Source organism: Marinococcus sp. LNHM5E3-2.1, assembly GCF_056034365.1.
Window position 1 is genome coordinate 1 of sequence record NZ_JBQLIB010000018.1, and the last position, 20,687, is coordinate 20,687.

Below are 20,687 nucleotides of genomic sequence, written 5' to 3' on the forward strand. Positions count from 1 at the left end.
CTTTTTTACATACTGATATTTACAAACACTGCAAACTAATAAAAGCATCCTTCCGGGTGTTCCGGAAGGATGCTTAATAATTATGATTCAAATACGCGTTCGAGTGAAGCTTTGTCCTGGTTGAGCCAGTTGCGGAATACCTGCTTGGCGCCTTCAAGATCATGAAGCTTCGCCTGGCCGCACTGCAGTTCAGTTGCTGCAGGCACTTCGGTAACTTCTACTCCGTCTTTCATCGTCTTCTCAAGAATATCGATGATCTCACTTACCGCCGGCTCCCCATTCATAATCAGATAAAAGCCTGTCTGACATCCCATTGGCGACAGATCAATAACTTCAAAATGGTCGTAGTCTTCAGCATATTCGCGAATATTTAAAGCAAGCAAATGCTCCATCGTATGAATCGTCGGTGGCTCAAGGTTATCTTCGTTCGGCTGGCAGAAACGAATATCAAATTTAGTGACGATACCGTCGCTTCCAACCTTCTGCACGCCTGCCTGACGGACGTACGGAGCAACTACCTTCGTATGATCGAGTTCAAAGCTTTCTACTTTTGCCATATTGTTACGTTCACTCCTTTATCATTTTCTTCTTTCCATTGTATCTTTTCCCGTCCGTGATTCCAAATTAAACAATTGCGGACAAAAAACCCCGAGCAGATGTCGGGGTTTAAAAGTATACTATTCGACTGATTCACCGGTGATTTCTTCAATTTCGCCTTCAAGCGTCGTCAGAATTTCTTCTGCGTCACCGCCGACTTCCTCTACATAGTAATCACGCATCGGCATAGTCACTTCCCGGAATTCAGCACGCTGGTCTTCACTCAGTTCCACCTGTTCAATATCGGATTCACTGGTCATGGTCTCACGGGCCTGCTCGTTCTGCTCAACCTGTTCGTCATACACCCAGTCCTGCATTTCCGTTATTGTTTCGTCAAATGTTTCTTTCAGATCATCCGGAAGCTCATTATAGAACTGCGGGTTCACTGTCGTCATTGCTACATAAGAGTTTTGATTGGAAATCATCAAGTGACTCTGTACTTCGTCGTAGGATGAAGCTTCGATGAAGAACAATGGATTCTCCTGTCCGTCCACTGTACCGTTATCAAGGGAAGTATAAAGCTCCCCGGCACTCAGAACCTGCGGATCCGCACCGTATTCACGGTATGTCTGCTGAAGCAGCGGGGAGTTCTGGGTTCTCATTTGGAAGCCGTTGAAATCATCCGGGGACTCAATGGCCTTGTTCCCGGTCCACTGCATCGCTCCTTCACTCCAGAAGGAAAGCGGCATAATGTCCTCTTCTTCATATCTGGCAGCTAACGTATCATTTAGTGCTTCACTTTCATTCAACACCTGCTGCACGTCTTCCTGATCATTTGGAAGCAAAAACTGAAGCGAGAAAACCTGGCCTTCCTCTACCATCGTTCCAGTAAATCCAGGGGAGACCACAGCCATTTCAACCGCTCCCTGCTGGAGCTGCTCCACCTGGTCAACTTCACTGCCGAGCCCGCCGAACTCCACCGGCTCGATTGTCACCTGGCCGTCTGTCTTTTCATCCATACGGCTCGCGAATTCCTGCGCATACTCATACTGCACCTGGCCTTCGTTTTCCTCTGTCACAAAGGTCCATTCATATGTTTCTTCACCGTCGCCGCCACCGCCGCTTTCCTCACCGCCACCGCCGCCACCGCAGGCTGCGAGTACTGCTGCGGTAGAGAGCGTTGTCCCCATCAACAAACCAAGCTTTTTCTTTTTCATGTATAAATTCCCCCTTTTGAGTAGTAACACGAATGATACAGCTGTCGGAGAGACGGCCATCCGCAACCACCTTCCTCATCCAGCCCCCCGTTAATTATCAGGAAGTAAAAACGTTGAAATAGGCTCAAACGAAATCAATAGAACTGCTATAATCAGCATCATTACAATAAATGGAGGTGTCCCGCGGATCGTATCGAGATACGACCGGTTAAATACCGCGCTCGCCGTGAATATATCCACGCCAAATGGCGGAGTTGCAGAGCCAAGCGCTGCCTGGAAGGTAATAACCACCCCTAGATGGACCGGATCCACCCCTGCCTGGATCGCTGCTGGATAGAAAATCGGAGTCAATATCAGAATAACTACAATTGGATCCACAAACATACAGCCGATAAAGAAGAAAATGGATACAATAATCAAAACATAAATTGGCCCCGGATCTCCTCCAAGAAAAGTATCTGTAATCATTTGAGGGATACGGGCAAACTGAATGACCCATGCAAATACCTGACCGCCGGCTACGAGCATAAAAACAGCTGACGTTACGAGTCCTGAAGATAAAGCAATACTGAACATCTGCTTCAGCTTTACTGTACGGTAAACAATAACTTCCAATACAAAGGCATACACGACAGCCATTGCTGCTGCTTCTGTCGGTGTGAAAAGCCCGGAGTAAATTCCCCCAATAATAATGACTGGAAATAATAAAGGGAAGATTGCATCAAAGGTCATTTTCCCGCGCTCTTTCCAGGGAATTTTAGCTGCGAGCGGAATGCTGTAAATTTTTGCGTGTATGTAAGCATAAAGAGTAAAAAAGACAAATACGAGAAGGCCCGGGCCAATACCCGCAATGAACATATCTCCCAGGGAAGTACCGGAGATTAAGGAATACATAATCATCCCTATACTCGGTGGTATGAGGAGCGCGACATCGCTTGCATTAATAATAAAAGCAATAGCTGTGGAGTCTTTGTACCCTACTTTTAAAAGCCTCTGTCTCATCGGCCCGCCGATCGCTACCACTGTAGCCTGCGTAGATCCGGAAATCGAACCGAAGATAGTACAGGCAGCAGCTGTTGTAATTGCATAACCGCCCCGCAGGTGGCCGACGAAAGCGCCAATAAAATCAAGCAGCCTCTTTGATGTGTGGCCCTGGGACATAATGTCCGCTGCAAAGATAAACATGGGAACCGCTAAAAGCACGTAGCTTGATATCCCTTCAAGCATCTGCTGCAGCATGATGAACGGATCAACGGCATCAAAGAAAAACAACACTATCACCAGCGGAGCCAAAATTAATGGAACCATCATAGGGAAACCGAGTGCTAAAAAGATGACCATTATCGCAAGTAATGTAAAAAGCATAATTGGTTCCTCTCATTCTCCGAATATTTTATAGTTGGTTGGATTCTTTCGCTTCTTTTTCTGTATCGTAGTCTTTTCGTTCCGCTGCGATATATACATCTTTATTTTTCACATTTACCCAGAAGTTCCGTAAAAACTGAATACCTCCGAGCAAAAAGCCAATGGGTGCCCAAACAACCATCCACACATAGGAAATCCGGAGGTAGTTGGTGACCCTGTTCTGCGAGGAGAGCACGTAATCATAGGAATAATATGCCAGGGTAAACAGAACAAAAGCTGTAACGAGCGGAATAATGAGCGCCAGTGTTTTTCGGAACTTATACGGTACATTATCAAACAATGCCGTCATGCTGATATGCCTGCCCTGCCTGGCCACATAGCCGAGACCGAGAAACGTGGCCATGTAAATCGCAATCTGGCTGATTTCTTCTGCGAATGCCCACCCGCCGAGACCGAGGTTCCTGCTGATGGTGTTACCTGCCACCATTACCGTTATTGTAATGATCGCAAGCGACAGGACTGTCTCTTCAGTGCGTTTGAGACCTAAGTCAAGCCATTTCAATATTTTCAATTTTCAAACACCCATTTCTGCATTTTTTTCAATTTTTAAAAAATATTTGCTGCAATTTGAGCTGGATGAAGACCTGACATTCTGTTGGAATATGTAGGTATGGAATTTTTTTATAATAAGTTAGTGTAAGTATACTTAACATATACAATTGTTGCAAATGGTTTAGGTATATTTTATCTCTTTCATCCTTTATATACTAGCACCTAATCCCCAGTATTTCGTGCTGACGCCTGCTTTAGACCCGAGATCCTCCGTAGCAGCGATTTTTCTGGGTTGAATTTACTTTTTAGTTTATTTATCTTTTCCTGCTTTCTTCGAGCAATGGCACGACGAACCTGATACCATGTGATAAAATATGGTTGCCTGTACTTATATTTATCATAATGTGGGCTGTTCCTTATCCTTACTAACTGCCAAAATTCAGAAAGGACGTTCGTGAATGGAATTACTGCAGAACTTCCCACTCTTAGTGGCATTATCTTCTATTTTATTAGCACAGGCGATTAAAATACCTCTCGGTTTCATTGCTGCCAAAACCTGGGACGCTTCCCTCATCACAAGCACCGGCGGCATGCCAAGCTCCCACTCCGCAGCGGTCACTTCTCTTTCTACAGCTATCGGTATTGAGCGGGGCTTTGATTCAAGTCTTTTTGCCATCTGCATCGTTTTCGGCGTTATTGTAATGTTTGATGCTACCGGCGTCCGGAGGCACGCGGGCTATCATGCCACCGTTTTGAATCAGCTGGTTAATGACTTCAACCGCCTCGTGACCGAAGCCCGGTCCTGGCAGCAGAAACGCGAGCCCGAAAAACGCCAGGAGCTGAAGGAACTTCTTGGCCATCAGCCGATTGAAGTTATTTTCGGTGCTATTTTCGGTGTGGGTATAACGTTTGCGGCTCATGCTATTTTCATTGTGTGATCAATTCTTAGTTTGTATAGCTTCTCATGCGAAAGAAGCCCCCGGCATAGTTTGCCGGGGGCTTCTTATTTTCCTGTATTCCTTTTAGAACGGGCTCTGTCCTTTGCGGAGCAGGAAACCAAAGCCACCGAGAACCCATAGTGCACGGTTTTCGATCACTTTTTTCATAAAGTAAGCAGGACGGCCGTAAAGCTTTTTCGAACCTACGACGCCAATCGCCTCTTTTCCACCGAGAGAAGCCACTGTACCTTTGATATCAGCTACAAATGCTTCTGTCGGACGTCCTTCCATCAATGCTTTGATATTGTCGGCAGCTGTTTCGCCCTGCTGGAGAGCGATTTGAGCTGTCGGCGGGAACGGACGGTCGATTTCTGTATTGATGATCAGAGAACAGTCACCGATAATGAATTCGCGTTCATGACCGGGAGCACGCAGATCGTCATCAACTTTCACACGGGCACGGTTGTTTTCAAAACCGGATTCCTCGATAAGCGGATTGCCGCGGACACCAGTTGCCCAGATTACTGTCGATGTTTTCACGGATTCACCAGTATTCAACTCTACACTGTTTTCCGTTACTGCTTTGATCGGTGAATCCAGTTTGAATTCCACTCCGCGGTTTTCGAGTAGATTCATGGCATATTCCACAAGCTCCGGATCGAAGCCTGGAAGTGCTGTTGGCATCGCTTCGATAACGTACATTTTCACTTTATTGCGCGGTACATCGTACTCTTTACAAAGCTTAGGTACACGTTCACTCAGCTCGCCCATGAATTCCATACCGGTAAAACCAGCGCCTGCTACAACAAACGTCAGGTCTTCTTCTTTTGCTTCGTCGCTGTGATAACGGGCAAACATATACTCAATGCGGTCTTTCATCTGGCGGGCGCCGTCCACCGTCCAGCGGTGATAGGAGTTTTCATAAACGCCTTCGATGCCGAATGTTTCAGAAATAGCCCCAACGCCTACGATAATGTAGTCGTACTGCAGTTCGCCGCCGGAAGCAAGCGTTACTTTCTTTTCTTCTGTAACAACTTTTGTAGCTTCGTCCTGTACGAAGTTAATTTTATTTAAATCAAGAATTTTACTGACTTTAATACGGGTGCGGTCATGGTGAAGCGTTCCTGCAGCCGGCTCGTGCAGCCAGGTTGTCTGATAGTGATAATCGTGCCTGCTGACCAGCGTAATGTTTGCATTGTCTGTTCCTACTTCTTTTGCAAGCTTTGAAGCGGAAACGAGACCAGCATAGCCAGCACCTAAAATAACAATATTTGTTTTTCCTGCCATGTCAATCACTTCCATCTTTTAGATTTTTGTTAAAAGCAGCCCATGTATGTGATTTATTTCACGTACACAACTATATCAAACCGACTTTTCTTTAATAAAAAAGAAAAGTTCGCTTCGTTTTCTGCTTTTAACGCGTTGCTTTTTGTAAAAAAATAGACACAAACCCCGTATTTAATATTATGGGTTTTGCTATAATATTTCAACCTTTTTCCCGATTTTCACCTTTTTTTCATCCCTTCTTCCTAAACGCAGCAGGGAAATACCCTTGGCACTGATTTTGCTTATGTTACAATGTAACTCTTGAAACAATTTCTCAATTGGTTTCTATTTTTCTCAATCAGTATTATAATGGATTGAAATTTGAAAAGATTCTTGGAGGTGTACCTTAGTGGTATTAGAGTCAGATATATATGATGTGACCATTATTGGCGGCGGCCCTACCGGTTTATTTACCGCATTTTACGGAGGAATGCGCCAGGCTAAAGTTAAAATTATTGAAAGTATGCCACAGCTCGGGGGACAGCTTGCTGCCCTCTACCCCGAAAAGTTTATATATGATGTGGCAGGGTTTCCGAAAGTCCGTGCCCAGGAGCTTGTGGATAATTTAATTGAACAGATGAACCCGTTCAATCCGGAAGTAGTGCTTGAACAAAGCGTAGAAAATGTTATCCGCAACGAAGATGATCTTATCGAGCTCCATACGGATAAAGGAGTCCATTACACCCGCACTATTATTATCACTGCCGGTGTAGGCGCCTTTCAGCCAAGGAAGCTTCAAATCGACGGCATGGAACCATACGAAGATTCCAACCTTCATTATTTTGTTAACGATCTTCAGGCGTTTGCCGGTGAAAAAGTAACAATTCTAGGCGGCGGCGACTCGGCTGTTGACTGGGCAAATATGCTCGATCCGATTGCAGATGTCACTCTTGCCCACCGCCGGGATAAATTCCGTGCCCACGAGCACAGTGTCGAACAGCTTAACCAATCGAATGTGGATATTCTCACACCGTTTCAGGTTAAAGATGTTATCGGAGATGGCGAACGTATTCAGCAGGTCGTTTTCGAAGAAGTGAAAGGCTCCGATGAGCAGATCGTCGACGTTGATTCCCTGATCGTCAACTACGGATTCGTTTCTTCACTGGGCCCTATTAAAGAATGGGGACTTGATATTCATAAAAATTCCATCATTGTAAACACGAAAATGGAAACGAATATTCCGGGCGTATACGCAGCAGGAGACGTTACTTCCTACGACGGCAAAGTAAAATTAATTGCTACCGGCTTCGGAGAAGCTCCTACAGCCGTCAACAATGCGATGAATTATATTAATCCAAAGGCAAAAGTCCAGCCAGGACACAGCTCCCATATGTTTTAATAAAAAAACGATCCCGAATACGGATCGTTTTTTTTTTGCTATTCAAAGCTGATCTCTTCGCCGGTTTCTTCCTCCACCGTGTCGGCAAAGCTGCTCTCCTCATCTTCCATCCGCTCAAGCACCGGGTTGATGTTTTCTCCAATCGACTGCTGCAAATCCTCGGTGCTCATTAACTCTTCAGCAATAAACACATATTGGTTTGCATAAGAAACGTGCGCGTCATACACTGCCTGCATGTCTTCGCCCTCCGGCACGCTGATTGCTTCGACGTTATCATAGGCTGTTACAAAAATATCTTCCTGCATGCTTTGCAATTCTTCGGCTGCCCCTTCTTCTTCATTTTCTACAGCGTTTACGGCTTCTGTAAGCTGCGTATCCAGCTCGTGAATGTCTGTGGCACTTTCGTCCACTTTGTCTATGTAATGCTTTTCTTCGTCTGATAAGCTGCTTCCACAGCCTGTCAGCATAAGTATTCCAAGCGTTCCTGTAAAGATTATTCGTTTTTTCATAACTGACTCCCCTGTTTTCACATTTTACAAATTATGCCTGTATGTGACCAGTAAAACACAAAAAAAGCAGCTGTGCACTGACAGCCGCTTTTTCTAAAGCTATTTTTCTAGCATTTCTCCGGTGTACCTTCTTTGGTTGCGGTCTTAAACGATGCGCCGCAGCCGCAGGAAGCGATGGCGTTCGGATTGTCGATCGTGAAGCCGCCGCCCATCATGTTTTCCTTGAAATCGATGTTTACGCCGTCCAGGACAGGAGCACTCTCACTGTCTACTACGATTGGAACACCTTTGATTTCAAGCACCTGGTCAGTTTCTTCTACTATAGAATCAAAACCCATGCCGTAGGATAGGCCGGTGCATCCGCCGCCTTTTACACCTACACGCATATATAGTGAACTGTCGCCTTCTTCTTCAATCATGTCGAGCACACGCTGTGCTGCTGCATCCGATAATACTAACATTAGTGTTTCCTCCTTTGTGTATCTGAGGCTCATTTATATTATAGACCCTTATCCTCCGTTCTTCAAATATTCCTCTTTTGTTTTTTCTGGCGAACGTTTTTGTGGGCAAACACTTTCATTTTGCTTATACTTGTGAGAAAGTTCTAAAAAATTTAAAGTATGGAGGAGTTTTTTGAAAATAATGACTTTTCTGATCCTCGCCCTTGCCGTCGGATGGATCATTATTGCAGAAAATACTAACCAGACCGTTTCTTTTTCAATTTTCCAAAGTGCTTCCACCACGGGCAGCGAGGCCAGTTTAATCGAAGAACAGGAGGAAATGGAAAAGGAGTGGCAGCAGGAATATATCGACGGAAACCATACGTTTAACAATCCAATGATTATCCAGGACCCTTACGGAGAGGCTCCACTTACTGCTTTGACGAAATTCCGTACAGAAAGTCCCAGCCGTATCACCGTAACGGTTGCCAGCCGTGGCGGGGCCCAGGACATTACACATACATACCCTGCCTTTAACCAGGAGCATGACGTGCCTGTTCTCGGACTTTACCCTGGTACGGACAACGAAGTTACTATAGAAGCCGAAGACCGTCAGGGAAACATTCAGGAGCAGACCGTTTCCATAGAAACTAATGATACTCCTGCTTTCGCTCATGACAGAGAGGTAATAGAAAGCTCTCCAGCGGAGATGGAACCCGGTCTTACTTTTTTAACTCCTGGTAAATCCAAAGCTTATGGAGTGGATGAGCAGGGAGATATCCGCTGGTATTCTTCCCGGACCGGGGGTTTTGTGTTTAAACGGCTCTCCAATGGAAATATGCTGCTCGGGGCCTCGCAGTCTGAGGATAACCGCAATGAGTATCTTTTTGAAACGGATATGCTTGGAAAGATTCAGCATCAGTACAAAATTAATCTGCCCAGCTACGAGGACACTAACGTCATTCACCATGACGCCATCGAATTGCCAAATAACAACCTTTTAGTTACCGTGCACGACAACAGCAATTCTTACGAAGAAGATACTATGGTGGAAATCGACCGATCTACCGGCGAAACGATGGAAACGCTTGATTTGAAAGACATTTTCCCTTCTGAAGCATACGAAGAATATTCCGGCCCGAACGAAAGCGATGGTGACTGGATGCATCAAAACGCTATCTGGTACGACAAAGATAACAAAAGCATTCTCGTATCCGGACGCCATCAGGACGCCGTCATGAGCCTGACTTACCCGGATATGGAAATTAACTGGATTCTGGCTGCACCGGAGGGTTGGGCTGCAGATATGTCCGAAAAAGTACTCGATCCAGAAAACGGCAATATTAAATATCCCGGCGCCCAGCACGCTCCGATGATTCTTCCGGACCAGGATGACAATCCGGACACTAAGGATGTCCTCCTGTTTGATAACAACAGGGTAGTCACCCGCGGCGATGAATCCATCAGTCAGGACTTCAGCCAGGGCATTCAGTACCGTATCAATGAAGCGGAAGGCACCGTGGAGACCGTTTGGAGCTACGGTGAGGAACGCGGAAAAGATTTTTTCTCCAACGTGGTCGGCGATGCTGATTATTTGTACGAAACCGAAAACCGCCTGCTCACCTCCGGCTATCAGAAGGTGGAGGAAGGCTATCAGGCCACTGTGGTTGAAACTGCCGGCACCACAGATGAAGTAGTCTACGAACTCGAGCTTTCCGGCATCGAGGAAGGAGACGGCCGGGTTGTTTACCGTGCCGAGAGGCTGCCTCTCTATCCGGAGACATGGAATTACTCTTTGGTCTCCCCTGCGGACACTTCTTCCGAATGAAGAACTGCTTTGGGCGTTGTTACTTTCCTTCCGGAATACCACGATGTATAATAAGAAACTGAGCCCCGGAAATTCTTGTTAGCTTGATGTCTTTCCCTGGCAGCACACCTTTTATATACCTATACAGCAGATAAGGTTTTGCACGGCGGTACGGAAGCTGCCTGCAGAACCGCTGAACTTTACAGTATTTCTTGTACATCGGAAAGGAAGGATTAATATGGCGATCACCTTGAATCGCGACGCCGACATGCAGCGCATTGCCGACAAAGTCCGAGAAGGAGAACGGTTATCCATTGAAGACGGCCTCTATCTCTATGAAACAGCAGATCTGTTAACCGTGGCCCAGTTGGCAAATGAGGTGAACGAAAGAAAAAACGGGGATAACGTTTATTTTATCGAAAATATGTACATCAACCCGACCAACGTATGCGAAGCGAGCTGCTCGTTTTGCGGATTCAAGCGCAAACCCGGCGAAGAAAACGCGTATACAATGCATGAAGAAGAACTGCTTGAATACGTGGAAAAACGCTGGAATGACAACATCCGGGAATTTCACATCGTTGGCGGTCACAACACGGACGTGCCGTTTGAGTATTATTTAAACACCATCCGCGTGCTGAAAAAGCATTACCCACAGGCAAAGGTTAAAGCCTACACAGGAGCCGAAATCGAATTCTTTGCCCGTCACGCAGGGATCAGCATGCGCGAAGTCCTCATAGAGCTGCAAAAGGCAGGACTCGATACGCTTCCAGGCGGCGGCGCTGAAATTCTTACAGAGAATTACCGTGCGAAAATGAGTCCGGACAAGGCTACGACATTTGAATGGTTAGAAGCTCACGAGCTCGCTCACGACCTTGGCATGCGTACGCACGCCACAATGCTGTACGGGTCGATTGAATCGAAGGAGGAACGGCTCATTCATATGGACCGCGTCCGTGCCCTGCAGGACAAAACCAATGGCTTCATGGTCTTTATCCCGCTCGCCATGCAGCCTCGCAAGCTCGATGCCGGCCTGCACCAGCGTACCTCCGCATTTGATGATCTGCGAACCATAGCAATTTCACGGCTGATGCTTGATAACTTTGATCACATCAAAGCGTACTGGATTAATATCGGCGCCCAGCTGACCCAGATGGCACTCACATTTGGCTCCGACGATATTCACGGCACACTGATCGAGGAACGAATTTCTCATTCTGTCGGCGCGCTGACTTCCCAGGGGATCACCCGGAAGGAATTGATCCACCTAATTAAAACAGCCGGAAAAACCCCTGTGGAACGGGATACCTTCTATAACATTGTTAAATCCTATTAGACGTAAAAAGAGAGCGGGCGCCCGCTCTCTTTTTGTTTATATTGATGCCCTTCTTGTTTCATAGTCACCTGTACAGATAACCTCAGCATTTCCCGTCATCAGTATATTTCCTGATGACTGCCACGTAATATACAGATCACCTCCGGGAAGATGCACAGTAACCTCTTTGTCTTTTTCACTCTTACCAGCTGCCACTGCAGCTGCCACGGCTGCACAGGCACCTGTTCCGCATGCCTGGGTAATACCGGAGCCGCGCTCCCACACTCTAAAATCCATCACATCACTGCGGCGCATATGCACGAACTCAATGTTTGCCCCTTCCGGAAAGGCTTCATGTGTTTCAAGCTCCGCCCCGGCAGTTTCCACGGGTGCCTGCTCTGTGTCATCCACAAAAATGACTCCGTGCGGGTTGCCCATGGATACAGGCATCAGCTGCCACGACCGGCCTGCAGCTTCAAGGGACAGCTCTCCCTCTCCGGACTCTTTGACGGGAACCTGGGCCCAGTCAAATTCCGGAGCTCCCATATCGACGGTTACCAGGCTGACGGTCTGACCGGTATTGTCCGGATGAACGGTGGCTTTCATCGTTCCTCCAAGCGTTTCGATCGTAAAACGCTCTTTGTTAACGTAACCATGCTCGTAAGCATACTTAGCTGTGCAGCGCAGCCCGTTCCCGCAGTTTTTCGCCTCCGATCCATCAGCATTGAACACCTGCATTTTCACGTCTTCATGCGTCGACGGCCCAATCAAAATCAGCCCATCTGAACCTATCCCTTTATTTTTATCGGCTACCTGCCGGGCAAGCCTTGGAAGCTCGTGCTCTTCAAGCGTTTCTTCAAATACGTCGACATAAATGTAGCTGTTGCCAAGCCCGTGCATTTTTGTAAATCTCATGACCTTCTCTCCCTTCGTCTCAGCGGCTCTGTCGTCCATAAGTAATCTTCATCTGCAAATACAATATGCATGCGTGTATGGCAGCACGGCATATTGATATATGTTTTTATTTCCTCTTTTGCCCATTCTAAATCTTTTACTTTCATCGCTGTTAATATATTTCTGGTTCCGCAGTACGGGCATTCATTAATATAAATATCTTCACCTATTTTGTCATATGGCCATGTATTTTCAAAAGGAATAATATCCATTTTTTCCCCCTCTTTAAACGTTGAGAAAAAAGCGCCTTTCCTTCTGCAGAAAGACGCTTTTGCATTAAAACATTGGGTTTTCTTCAAGATGAGTATAAATATTGGCAAGAAGGTCTTTTTCATCTTCCCCTTCTACCGGCTCCCCGTTCACAAGTGCGTACATATTCATAGAGCAACGGCCGCAGTAGCCTAAGCATATATCTTCAATAACATCCAGATTCGGATCTTTTTCAAGTTCTTCCATTGCCCCGTGAGAGCCGTTCGCCAAATTACTCATGCAAAACTCAATAATTGGCCTCACCTTTCATCACCTCTTCCCGGGTTATACGAGTTTATATTAGTCGTCTGCGGCCGCTGCGTCAACCAATTCGTTTGAATATCCCGTTCACAAAATTGTTTGATATTTTTAAAATTGGTTGCCAAAGCAGCTGTACCTCTCTATAATCAAAATTGACCGCAGTCATTTTTAATGACTGCACGACCGAATCGTTCTCTCTCTATTGTAACTTTTTTATTTTTGCAAATGCTTTCAGCTGCGCAGAGGGGGATTCTATGAAACGAACGGAAAAACGAGAGCAGACACGTTCCCGCATTCTGCAGGCTGCCGTGCATTTATTTCAGGAAAAGGGCTTTGAACAGACGACTGTGCAGGAAATTACGGCTTCAGCCGAAGTCGCCAAAGGGACTTTTTTCAATTACTTCCCTACAAAAGAGTCGATCATGCGTGCACTCGCAGAGGACCGGCTGCTCAGAGTGCAGGAATACATGCAGACGTATAAAATTCAGCGCATGACACTTCCTTCCCGTATTCGTGCCTATGCCGGGTATTTCCTGGGGGACTTTCACCTGAATCCTTCCCTCACCAGGCACATCTGGCGGCATGTGGTCGAGCATGACAGTGCTTTGCTTCGCACGTGGGAACAGCTCCTTGAGAGCGGTGTCCGCCAGCAGGAAATAGACCCTTCCATTTCTTCGAATCGATGGGCACATATTATTAACAGCTATTTTTACTATCAGCTATCCATCGGAGCTGAAACCGATCGTGAAGAACTACTTCATCATTTTATGCAGCTGGTCCACGCGGGCATAGACAGCATGCTACTCAAAGGGGGACAAGAAACAATGGAAAAAATTATCGTATTAGGTGGAGGCTATGGCGGGATGCGCTTTCTTCAGCGCGTGCTCGGCAGCGACCTCCCCCAGGATGTTGACATTACATTAGTGGACAAACTTCCGTACCATTGTATGAAAACGGAATACTACGCACTCGCTGCCGGAACAGAATCTGACCACGAGGTGCGCGTTCCGTTCCCGGATCATTCCCGTTTAAAAATTCATTTTGGCACGATCGACCATATCGATATGGAAAATCAGATGGTGATCATGTCCGATTCTTCCTCGCTTCCATACGACAAGCTCGTTGCCGGGCTTGGCTCGGTCGACAACTTTCACGGGGTTCCCGGAGCAGAAGAGCACTCCTACAGCATTCAAAGCATGGAAGCAACACGCCGCACGTACGAAGCTATCAGTAACCTTCCGCCAAAAGCAGCAGTCAGCATCGTAGGCGCGGGCCTAAGCGGCGTAGAACTGGCCAGTGAACTGCGGGAGAGCCGCTCAGATCTTCACATACGCCTGTTCGACCGCGGGGAAACCATTCTTCCAATGTTTCCGAAGCGGCTCAGCAACTATGTGCAGAACTGGTTTGAAAAGCATGACGTCGAAGTAATCAGTAATTCCGATATCACCACCGTGACAGCGGAAGGCCTGTACAACCATGAAGACTGGATCCAGTCCGAAGCGATTATTTGGACTGCAGGCATCCAGCCCAACAAAATCATTCGCGAGCTTAATACGGAAAAAGACCGGAAGGGGCGCATCATTTTAACCCCCCACCATCATCTGACAAACGATGAAAATATTTTTATCGTCGGGGACTGTGCCAGCCTGCCTCACGCTCCAAGTGCCCAGCTTGCCGAGGGCCAGGCAGAACAGATCGCCACGATTATGAAAAAACGATGGAAGAACGAACCGCTTCCGGAAACGATGCCTGAGATCAAGCTTAAAGGTACTCTCGGATCGTTAGGCAAAAAGCACGGCTTCGGAGTGATGGGCGGTACTGCTAAAGCAGCAGTTACCGGCCGCGTTGCCCGTCTGTTAAAAAGCGGTGTGCTCTGGATGTACAAAAACCATTCCGGCGTATAATAAAAAAATAATTTCATGTTTCACAAGAAAGGATCTGCCCCGTGATGCAGATCCTTTTTTATGTCAGCAGACAGCCATTGATTTCTACTAATTAAATTATCATATATAATATGAAAAATTTAGAAAATTAAAAGTATATTTGGCTGAAATAAATATAACGCTGTTGACGGTTTCTTCGGGCCCATTTATTATTAACTAAAATTTCAAAAAATATCAAAAGTTATGAATTATCATGGGAGGGTCAGCATGTATTTTTCAAAAAAGTTAACTGTCGGGGTACTCGCAGGAATGGTTATCAGCTCAGGAAGCCTTCTTCACGCAAGTGGCTCAGCAAATGATAATGCCAATGACAACGGAGCTGAAAACAGCAGTAAAAATGCTAAGGACGACGTCCCGGAAAATGTCATCGTAATGGTGGGAGATGGCATGGGCATGGGTCAGATGGAGATTGCTTCCATGCTTGAATACGGCAAGGAAGGCGAACTGTTCATGGAGTCTCTTGAACATACTGGTATGACCAGCACCTACTCCGCCGATAACAACGTAACTGATTCAGCCGCGGCCGGCACCGCCATCGCTACCGGTACGAAAACAAATAACGGGAGCATCGGAGTCGATGAAGACGGCAATGAAGTAGACAGCATTCTGGATCAGTATCAGGACGACGGTAAAAAAGTCGGCGTTATTTCCAATAATACGGTCACAGATGCCACTCCGGCGGCGTTTACCGCAAGCGTAGCTGACCGCGGCAGCGAAGAAGACATTGCCGAACAGCAGTACGCAGAAGAATATGATGTTCTGCTTGGGGGCGGTGGTGAATTTTTCGGAGCTGACGAGGAAGAAAGCGAAGACAGGCTCGTGGATGATTTCCAGGAAAGCGGCTATGAGTATGCGACTACCGAAGAAGAACTGGAGGAAGCCGGGACTCCGGACAAGCTCCTTGGGCTGTTTAATGATTCGTACATGAACTATAAAACCGATAAAGACGACGTCGACAGCGAAGAGCCTTCCCTGCAGGCTATGACTGAGTCCGGGCTGGACGTGCTTTCACAGGATGATGACGGATTCTTTATGATGGTTGAAGGCGCCCGCATCGACCATGCGGCTCATGCGGCTGACGCTACCGGCGTATGGCAGGAAATGATCGAATTTGACCAGACGGTCGAACAGGTCGTTACCTGGGCAGAAGACCGGGATGATACGCTCGTTGTTGTGCTTTCCGACCATGAAACACTTGGCATGTCTGCAACAGAAACTATGGATGTGGAAGGTCTGAAAGATATTGAAGTTTCCCCTGAGTATATGGCCCAGCAGCTTGAAACCCGGGAAGACTCTGATGAATACACCGATGAAAGCATTCAGCAGGTATTTTCGGAATACGCAGATATTGATATAACTAATGAAGAATTAGAAGCCTTCCGTGCGAATATTGAAGACGATGAGGGAGAGGTCTACCCTGAATATCAGGTGGGCTGGGAAATTGGTTCCATTATTGCTGATCACTACAGTGTAGGCTCGCTTGATACCGAAATACGCGCGGAGAGTGACACCGGCGGACACACCGGGGAAATGGTTCCCGTCTTTGCTGCCGGCGCCGGCAGTGAGCATTTCACCGGCTATATGGACAATACCGACATTAAAGGGCTTATCGAGGAGGCTTCTGCCGAACAGACCAGTAATGGCAAGGAAAACAGCCGCGGAAACGGTGACAGCTAAACAGCGATGGATGTGACAGCAGTTGAAAAAGCCGGACGAAGCGTTAACTTTCGTCCGGTCTTTTTATTCCTTTGATTCTTCTGTCGTTCCCGGGGCCGGCGCTTTCGTCTTATCAATTTCCCTGTAGACAGCTTTGAGTCGTGGGTTTCCTTCTGCCACTACTGTTCCGTTCACTGTTACGAGCGGATAAAAATATTCTTCCTGCCGGACTTTTTCCGCCACAGCATCAGAAGCCGAGCCCGGATCTTCAATATCAATATGTTCTACATTGGGTGGATTTTCCGGATACTTTCGCTGCACTGCAGCTTCGAGCCACTCTGCTGTTTCCCGGCTTGATGGAAGATTCACGCAGCTCGGACACTTTTTTTCTGCTCCATAAACTTTTATCATGATCACACACCTGCCCTCTTTTCTATATCATACTATACCTTTGCTTTCTTCACTATTTCTCCTGCCCGGTTGATAATGATTGTCAAACAGCACCTGTTCATAGTAGAATGCATATATACGTGATGACATTTGAACATAACAGCCCTACGGTTTATAATAAAAGTATTGAAAGGAGAGATCAACATGCCACAAACGACAGAAGATATGCATGCACAGGTTCAGGAGGTTCTTGAAAAGCTCCGTCCCTTCCTGCTTCGCGATGGAGGCGACGTAGAACTTGTAGATATTGAAGACGGCATCGTTATGGTCCGCCTAATGGGAGCATGCGGCTCATGCCCTTCCTCTACAATTACACTGAAGGCCGGTATCGAACGAGCTCTTTTAGAAGAAGTGCCGGGAGTTAAAGAACTCGAGCAGGTATTTTAATAGACTGTAACCATAAAAAGCTCAGGGCGTTAAATGCCCTGAGCTTTTTTTTATATGCTTTCATTTCCATTTCAAACCGAGCTTGATACCCCGGCCGGCTGATTAACATAGTGGACGCTTGAACCGAAGGGAGCCGGTTTGGCTGTTTCGACCCGAAAGTCTGGATAGTCTTCCTGGATCGCCTGCTTCACTTCTTCCCCTCTGCCACTCGGAACGAAGCAGAGAATAGTCGGGCCAGCGCCGCTTAATGCTGCCCCGTAGGCCCCGTACTGGCGAATGCCGCTGAGCATTTCCTCCAGACCAGGCACCATATCTGCGCGGTACGGATGGTGAAAGACGTCCCGGACCATCATTTCACCGGCCATTTTCCAATCTTCTTTTAAAATAGCTGCCACCAGCACGTTACTTACTGCGCTTCCGTGAATAGCTGTGGCGTAAGGAAGTTCAGAAGGAAGCGCTCCTCTCGCTTTTTTAGTCAGAAGTTCACTGTCCGGGATGGCAAGTACAAGGTCCACATCCGGCACACCGCAGTGCATCACGTGTGTTTTTTCCTCTCCGTAGGCACCGACGATCAGGCCGCCATACAGCGATGGGCCAACGTTGTCAGGATGTCCTTCCCAACCGCTTGCAAACTGCATTTTTTCTTCCTTCGACCGGTGCAATCCGGCCATTTCGTCTGCCAGTTCGATACCGGCAATAATTGCCGAAGCACTGCTTCCGAGTCCTCTTGCGAGCGGGATATCACTTACCATTTCCACGCGGCAGGGGGACAGTTCCACATCGTATTCAGCGGCGTAAGCTGTTGCCGCCTGATAAACAAGATTATTTTCTTTGTTTGGCAGGCTGCTGAGCTCGGATGATTTCGAGAAAAATTCCCACTCCTCCGCCCGGTCGATGTAAAGCGTAAGATAGCGGTTGACTGCTAACCCTACAGAATCAAACCCTGGTCCTAAATTCGCTGAACTGGCCGGCACAGTGATCGACAATCTTTTATCAGCCACGAACGACTCCTCCCTTGATATGCTCCATAAATGCTTCTTCATTATTTGGAATAACCGTTGGTTTCACCGTCACTTTATCAATCGCTGTACTCGGGTCTTTTAGTCCGTTTCCGGTAAGGACGCAGACAACCGAAGAACCTTTTTTGATTTTTCCGCTATCGATCTGTTTTTTAAGTCCCGCCAGAGAAGCACAGGAAGCCGGCTCTGCAAAAACGCCTTCTGTTTTGGCAAGCAGCTGATAAGCTTCAACAATCTCATCGTCTGTTACCATATCAATTCGGCCGTCTGATTCTTCTGTCACCCGGATAGCTTTATCCCAGCTTGCCGGATTACCAATACGTATAGCCGTAGCGATCGTTTCCGGATCTTTGACGACTTCGCCGCGTACAATGGCAGCTGCCCCTTCTGCTTCAAAGCCAAGCATGTTTGGCAGGCCGGTCTGGTGCTGCTCATGGTACTCTTTAAACCCTTTCCAGTAAGCCGTGATGTTTCCGGCATTGCCTACCGGGATACAGAGGGCATCCGGTGCTTTTCCGAGCGCTTCACAAACTTCATACGCAGCAGTTTTCTGGCCTTCAATACGATAAGGGTTCACAGAGTTCACGAGAGTGATTGGCTCTTTTTCACTGATACTCCGGACGATTTCGAGCGCGTTATCGAAGTTGCCCTGGATTTCAAACACTTCGGCTCCGTACATAACGGCCTGGGCCAGCTTCCCGAGCGCAATTTTCCCTTCCGGAATGACAACGATCGTGCGGAGGCCTGCTCTCGTACCATAAGCAGCCGCCGCGGCAGAGGTGTTTCCTGTAGAAGCACAGATAATAGCTTTACTTCCCTCTTCCTTCGCTTTCGCTACCGCCATCACCATTCCCCGGTCTTTAAACGAGCCCGTCGGATTGGTGCCTTCTGTCTTCACGTGAATGTTCACGCCCCACTCTTCCGACAGTCGTTCAAGTGGTATTAACGGGGTATTACCTTCATTCAGGGAAAGCGCCGGCGTATTTTCCGTTACTGGTAAAAAATCTTTATACTGCTTTAAAAGTCCCTGCCAAGCACTCATTTAGCTTCCTCCCTCTACACGGTAGCTGCTTTTAATATCTATTACAACATCAAGACTGTTTAACGCCGTTTGAAGCCGTTTGTATACATCGAGTGATGTTGTATGCGTAATAATGACAATTTCTGCGGTGTTCACCATACCTTCTACCGGCCATTGAACGAGACGTTCAAAGCTTACATCCTCTTCAGCGAAAATCGAGGTGAGAGCTGCGAAGGTGCCGGTGGCGTCTTTCACGTGCAGGCGGAGAAAGTATTTCGAAAATACTTCATTATCCGGCTTAATGTGCTTTTCATTCAACGGTTCACCGACATGATGGCCGCTGACGCCGAGACGCATATTGCGTACAGAAGTGACAAGATCCGAAACTACTGCTGTCGCAGTTGGAAGCGCTCCGGCTCCCGGGCCGTAAAACATTGTTTCTCCTACCGCTTCACCGTAAATATACACAGCGTTGTATTCGTTCTGCACCGATGAAAGCGGGTGGTCATTTGGCAGCATCATTGGCTGCACTGCAAGCTCCACCTTCCCATTTTTCCGTTCAGCCAGGCCGATCAGCTTTAACGTATAGCCCATCTGCCGGCAGTAGGCGAGATCATCTGTTGTAATGGACGTAATGCCTTCAACGGTAACATCTGAAAGCTCCACGTTCATGGAAAAGCCGAGATTCGCCAGAATAGCTACTTTTCTGGCAGCATCAAGACCTTCAACATCTGCGGTAGGATCGCTTTCTGCAAATCCGAGCTCCTGCGCTTCAAGCAGGACTTCCTGGTAAGGACGGTCATCCTGGCTCATTTTCGTCAGCACATAGTTGGTCGTTCCGTTCACGATGCCCATCATTTTTGTGATCCGGTCGGAGGCAAGCCCTTCCGTAAGGCCCCGCAGTACCGGAATTCCTCCGGCTACGCTCGCTTCATAAAACAAATCACAGTGATTGTCTGCTGCGATTTTTAACAGCTCTGCCCCGTGGAGGGCCATCAAGTCTTTATTCGCAGTAACAACGCTTTTGCCCTGCTGCAATGCCTGGGTAATATACTTTCTTGCCTGGTCCACACTCCCCATCACTTCAACAACCGTGTGAATCTCAGGGTCGCCGAGCACGTCATCTGCCTCCAGCGTCAGCTGGTCTTCCCGCAAACTCACCTGACCAGTCCTCGGTTTTTCCAAATCACGTACCAGGGCTTTTTTTAAAAACACATCAGCACCCACCTGGTGCTGAAGCTCTTGTTTATGCTCTTCAAGCAGCTGAGCCACACCGGCTCCAACCGTTCCAAATCCAAGCATACCTACGGCAATTTTTTCCATTCCTGCTACACTCCTAACTCCCTCTAAAACCTTTATTACATTCTTTATTTGTATAATGTTTATTTTAGGTAAACAAATG

21 protein-coding genes and 1 pseudogene are annotated in these 20,687 nt (G+C 47.2%); 8 read left to right on the forward strand and 14 right to left on the reverse strand.

Features of this window, described 5'->3' with window-relative positions; genetic code table 11:
• Positions 1–80: 80 nt before the first annotated feature.
• The 4 genes from ACTRXH_RS14620 to ACTRXH_RS14635 form a co-directional block, all read right to left on the reverse strand.
• Complete coding sequence (locus ACTRXH_RS14620; protein WP_474282761.1) at positions 81–557, reverse strand: S-ribosylhomocysteine lyase; 477 nt, start codon at positions 555–557, stop codon at positions 81–83.
• A 120-nt stretch (positions 558–677) separates the two neighbouring features.
• Entirely contained in the window at positions 678–1,754 is a 1,077-nt protein-coding gene (gene dctP / locus ACTRXH_RS14625; protein ID WP_474263749.1) for a TRAP transporter substrate-binding protein DctP, read from the reverse strand.
• Positions 1,755–1,844: 90 nt separating this feature from the next.
• A complete protein-coding gene (locus ACTRXH_RS14630; protein ID WP_474263751.1) occupies positions 1,845–3,119 on the reverse strand; it encodes a TRAP transporter large permease in 1,275 nt (424 codons plus the stop codon).
• A gap of 28 nt (positions 3,120–3,147) precedes the next feature.
• Positions 3,148–3,690, reverse strand: a complete 543-nt coding sequence (locus ACTRXH_RS14635; protein ID WP_474263753.1) for a TRAP transporter small permease — start codon at positions 3,688–3,690, stop codon at positions 3,148–3,150.
• Between the two features lie 439 nt (positions 3,691–4,129).
• Here ACTRXH_RS14635 and ACTRXH_RS14640 point away from each other — a divergent pair, with 439 nt between their 5' ends.
• On the forward strand, positions 4,130–4,609 hold the full coding sequence (locus ACTRXH_RS14640) for a divergent PAP2 family protein (RefSeq protein ID WP_474263756.1): 480 nt from the start codon (positions 4,130–4,132) through the stop codon (positions 4,607–4,609).
• An 84-nt stretch (positions 4,610–4,693) separates the two neighbouring features.
• Here the strand turns inward: ACTRXH_RS14640 and ACTRXH_RS14645 are convergent, their stop codons facing one another.
• Positions 4,694–5,896, reverse strand: a complete 1,203-nt coding sequence (locus ACTRXH_RS14645; RefSeq protein ID WP_474263758.1) for an NAD(P)/FAD-dependent oxidoreductase — start codon at positions 5,894–5,896, stop codon at positions 4,694–4,696.
• A gap of 388 nt (positions 5,897–6,284) precedes the next feature.
• Between ACTRXH_RS14645 and ACTRXH_RS14650 the strand changes: the two genes are divergently transcribed.
• On the forward strand, positions 6,285–7,274 hold the full coding sequence (locus ACTRXH_RS14650; RefSeq protein ID WP_474263760.1) for an NAD(P)/FAD-dependent oxidoreductase: 990 nt from the start codon (positions 6,285–6,287) through the stop codon (positions 7,272–7,274).
• 38 nt (positions 7,275–7,312) lie between these two features.
• Here the strand turns inward: ACTRXH_RS14650 and ACTRXH_RS14655 are convergent, their stop codons facing one another.
• Positions 7,313–7,783, reverse strand: coding sequence for a hypothetical protein (locus ACTRXH_RS14655; RefSeq protein ID WP_474282763.1), 471 nt, complete (start codon positions 7,781–7,783; stop codon positions 7,313–7,315).
• Positions 7,784–7,890: 107 nt separating this feature from the next.
• Entirely contained in the window at positions 7,891–8,244 is a 354-nt protein-coding gene (locus ACTRXH_RS14660; protein ID WP_022794136.1) for a HesB/IscA family protein, read from the reverse strand.
• Positions 8,245–8,425: 181 nt separating this feature from the next.
• On the opposite strand from ACTRXH_RS14660, the gene ACTRXH_RS14665 reads away from it, so the two are divergent.
• Both ACTRXH_RS14665 and mqnE read left to right on the forward strand, forming a co-directional pair.
• On the forward strand, positions 8,426–10,051 hold the full coding sequence (locus ACTRXH_RS14665) for an aryl-sulfate sulfotransferase (protein ID WP_474282765.1): 1,626 nt from the start codon (positions 8,426–8,428) through the stop codon (positions 10,049–10,051).
• A 217-nt stretch (positions 10,052–10,268) separates the two neighbouring features.
• Complete coding sequence (gene mqnE, locus ACTRXH_RS14670) at positions 10,269–11,366, forward strand: aminofutalosine synthase MqnE (protein WP_474282767.1); 1,098 nt, start codon at positions 10,269–10,271, stop codon at positions 11,364–11,366.
• A gap of 36 nt (positions 11,367–11,402) precedes the next feature.
• Here mqnE and dapF read toward each other — a convergent pair whose 3' ends face one another.
• The 3 genes from dapF to ACTRXH_RS14685 are packed head-to-tail and all read right to left on the reverse strand — an operon-like array spanning position 11,403 to position 12,788.
• Positions 11,403–12,260, reverse strand: a complete 858-nt coding sequence (gene dapF / locus ACTRXH_RS14675; protein ID WP_474282769.1) for a diaminopimelate epimerase — start codon at positions 12,258–12,260, stop codon at positions 11,403–11,405.
• Positions 12,257–12,634, reverse strand: a complete 378-nt coding sequence (locus tag ACTRXH_RS14680; RefSeq protein WP_474282771.1) for a hypothetical protein — start codon at positions 12,632–12,634, stop codon at positions 12,257–12,259. Before ACTRXH_RS14680 ends, dapF begins: the two co-directional genes overlap by 4 nt.
• Complete coding sequence (locus ACTRXH_RS14685) at positions 12,576–12,788, reverse strand: DUF1450 domain-containing protein (RefSeq protein WP_040880932.1); 213 nt, start codon at positions 12,786–12,788, stop codon at positions 12,576–12,578. Before ACTRXH_RS14685 ends, ACTRXH_RS14680 begins: the two co-directional genes overlap by 59 nt.
• 275 nt (positions 12,789–13,063) lie before the next feature.
• On the opposite strand from ACTRXH_RS14685, the pseudogene ACTRXH_RS14690 reads away from it, so the two are divergent.
• From ACTRXH_RS14690 to ACTRXH_RS14700, 3 genes and pseudogenes are all read left to right on the forward strand, one after another.
• Positions 13,064–13,183 (forward strand): annotated as a pseudogene (locus tag ACTRXH_RS14690) (TetR/AcrR family transcriptional regulator); the annotation flags it as partial.
• Between the two features lie 450 nt (positions 13,184–13,633).
• The gene (locus ACTRXH_RS14695) at positions 13,634–14,713 is read left to right on the forward strand and encodes an NAD(P)/FAD-dependent oxidoreductase (protein ID WP_474263812.1); all 1,080 of its coding nucleotides are present in this window, start codon (positions 13,634–13,636) and stop codon (positions 14,711–14,713) included.
• A gap of 246 nt (positions 14,714–14,959) precedes the next feature.
• Positions 14,960–16,429: an alkaline phosphatase gene (locus ACTRXH_RS14700; protein WP_474282773.1), complete on the forward strand. Its 1,470-nt coding sequence runs from the start codon at positions 14,960–14,962 to the stop codon at positions 16,427–16,429.
• 63 nt (positions 16,430–16,492) lie between these two features.
• Here ACTRXH_RS14700 and ACTRXH_RS14705 read toward each other — a convergent pair whose 3' ends face one another.
• Positions 16,493–16,819 (reverse strand): DUF1462 family protein, encoded by a 327-nt coding sequence (locus ACTRXH_RS14705; RefSeq protein ID WP_322526327.1) that lies wholly within the window; start codon positions 16,817–16,819, stop codon positions 16,493–16,495.
• Positions 16,820–17,002: 183 nt separating this feature from the next.
• On the opposite strand from ACTRXH_RS14705, the gene ACTRXH_RS14710 reads away from it, so the two are divergent.
• On the forward strand, positions 17,003–17,245 hold the full coding sequence (locus tag ACTRXH_RS14710; protein ID WP_022793950.1) for a NifU family protein: 243 nt from the start codon (positions 17,003–17,005) through the stop codon (positions 17,243–17,245).
• A gap of 71 nt (positions 17,246–17,316) precedes the next feature.
• On the opposite strand, the gene thrB is transcribed toward ACTRXH_RS14710, so the two are convergent.
• From thrB to ACTRXH_RS14725, 3 genes are read right to left on the reverse strand one after another with little or no spacing between them, the layout of a single operon-like run.
• On the reverse strand, positions 17,317–18,246 hold the full coding sequence (thrB, locus tag ACTRXH_RS14715) for a homoserine kinase (RefSeq protein ID WP_474282775.1): 930 nt from the start codon (positions 18,244–18,246) through the stop codon (positions 17,317–17,319).
• Positions 18,239–19,306, reverse strand: a complete 1,068-nt coding sequence (gene thrC, locus ACTRXH_RS14720; protein WP_091616396.1) for a threonine synthase — start codon at positions 19,304–19,306, stop codon at positions 18,239–18,241. The genes thrB and thrC overlap by 8 nt, the downstream gene beginning before the upstream one ends.
• Positions 19,307–20,608, reverse strand: a complete 1,302-nt coding sequence (locus tag ACTRXH_RS14725) for a homoserine dehydrogenase (protein WP_474282777.1) — start codon at positions 20,606–20,608, stop codon at positions 19,307–19,309. It abuts the gene before it with no gap.
• Positions 20,609–20,687: the final 79 nt, after the last annotated feature.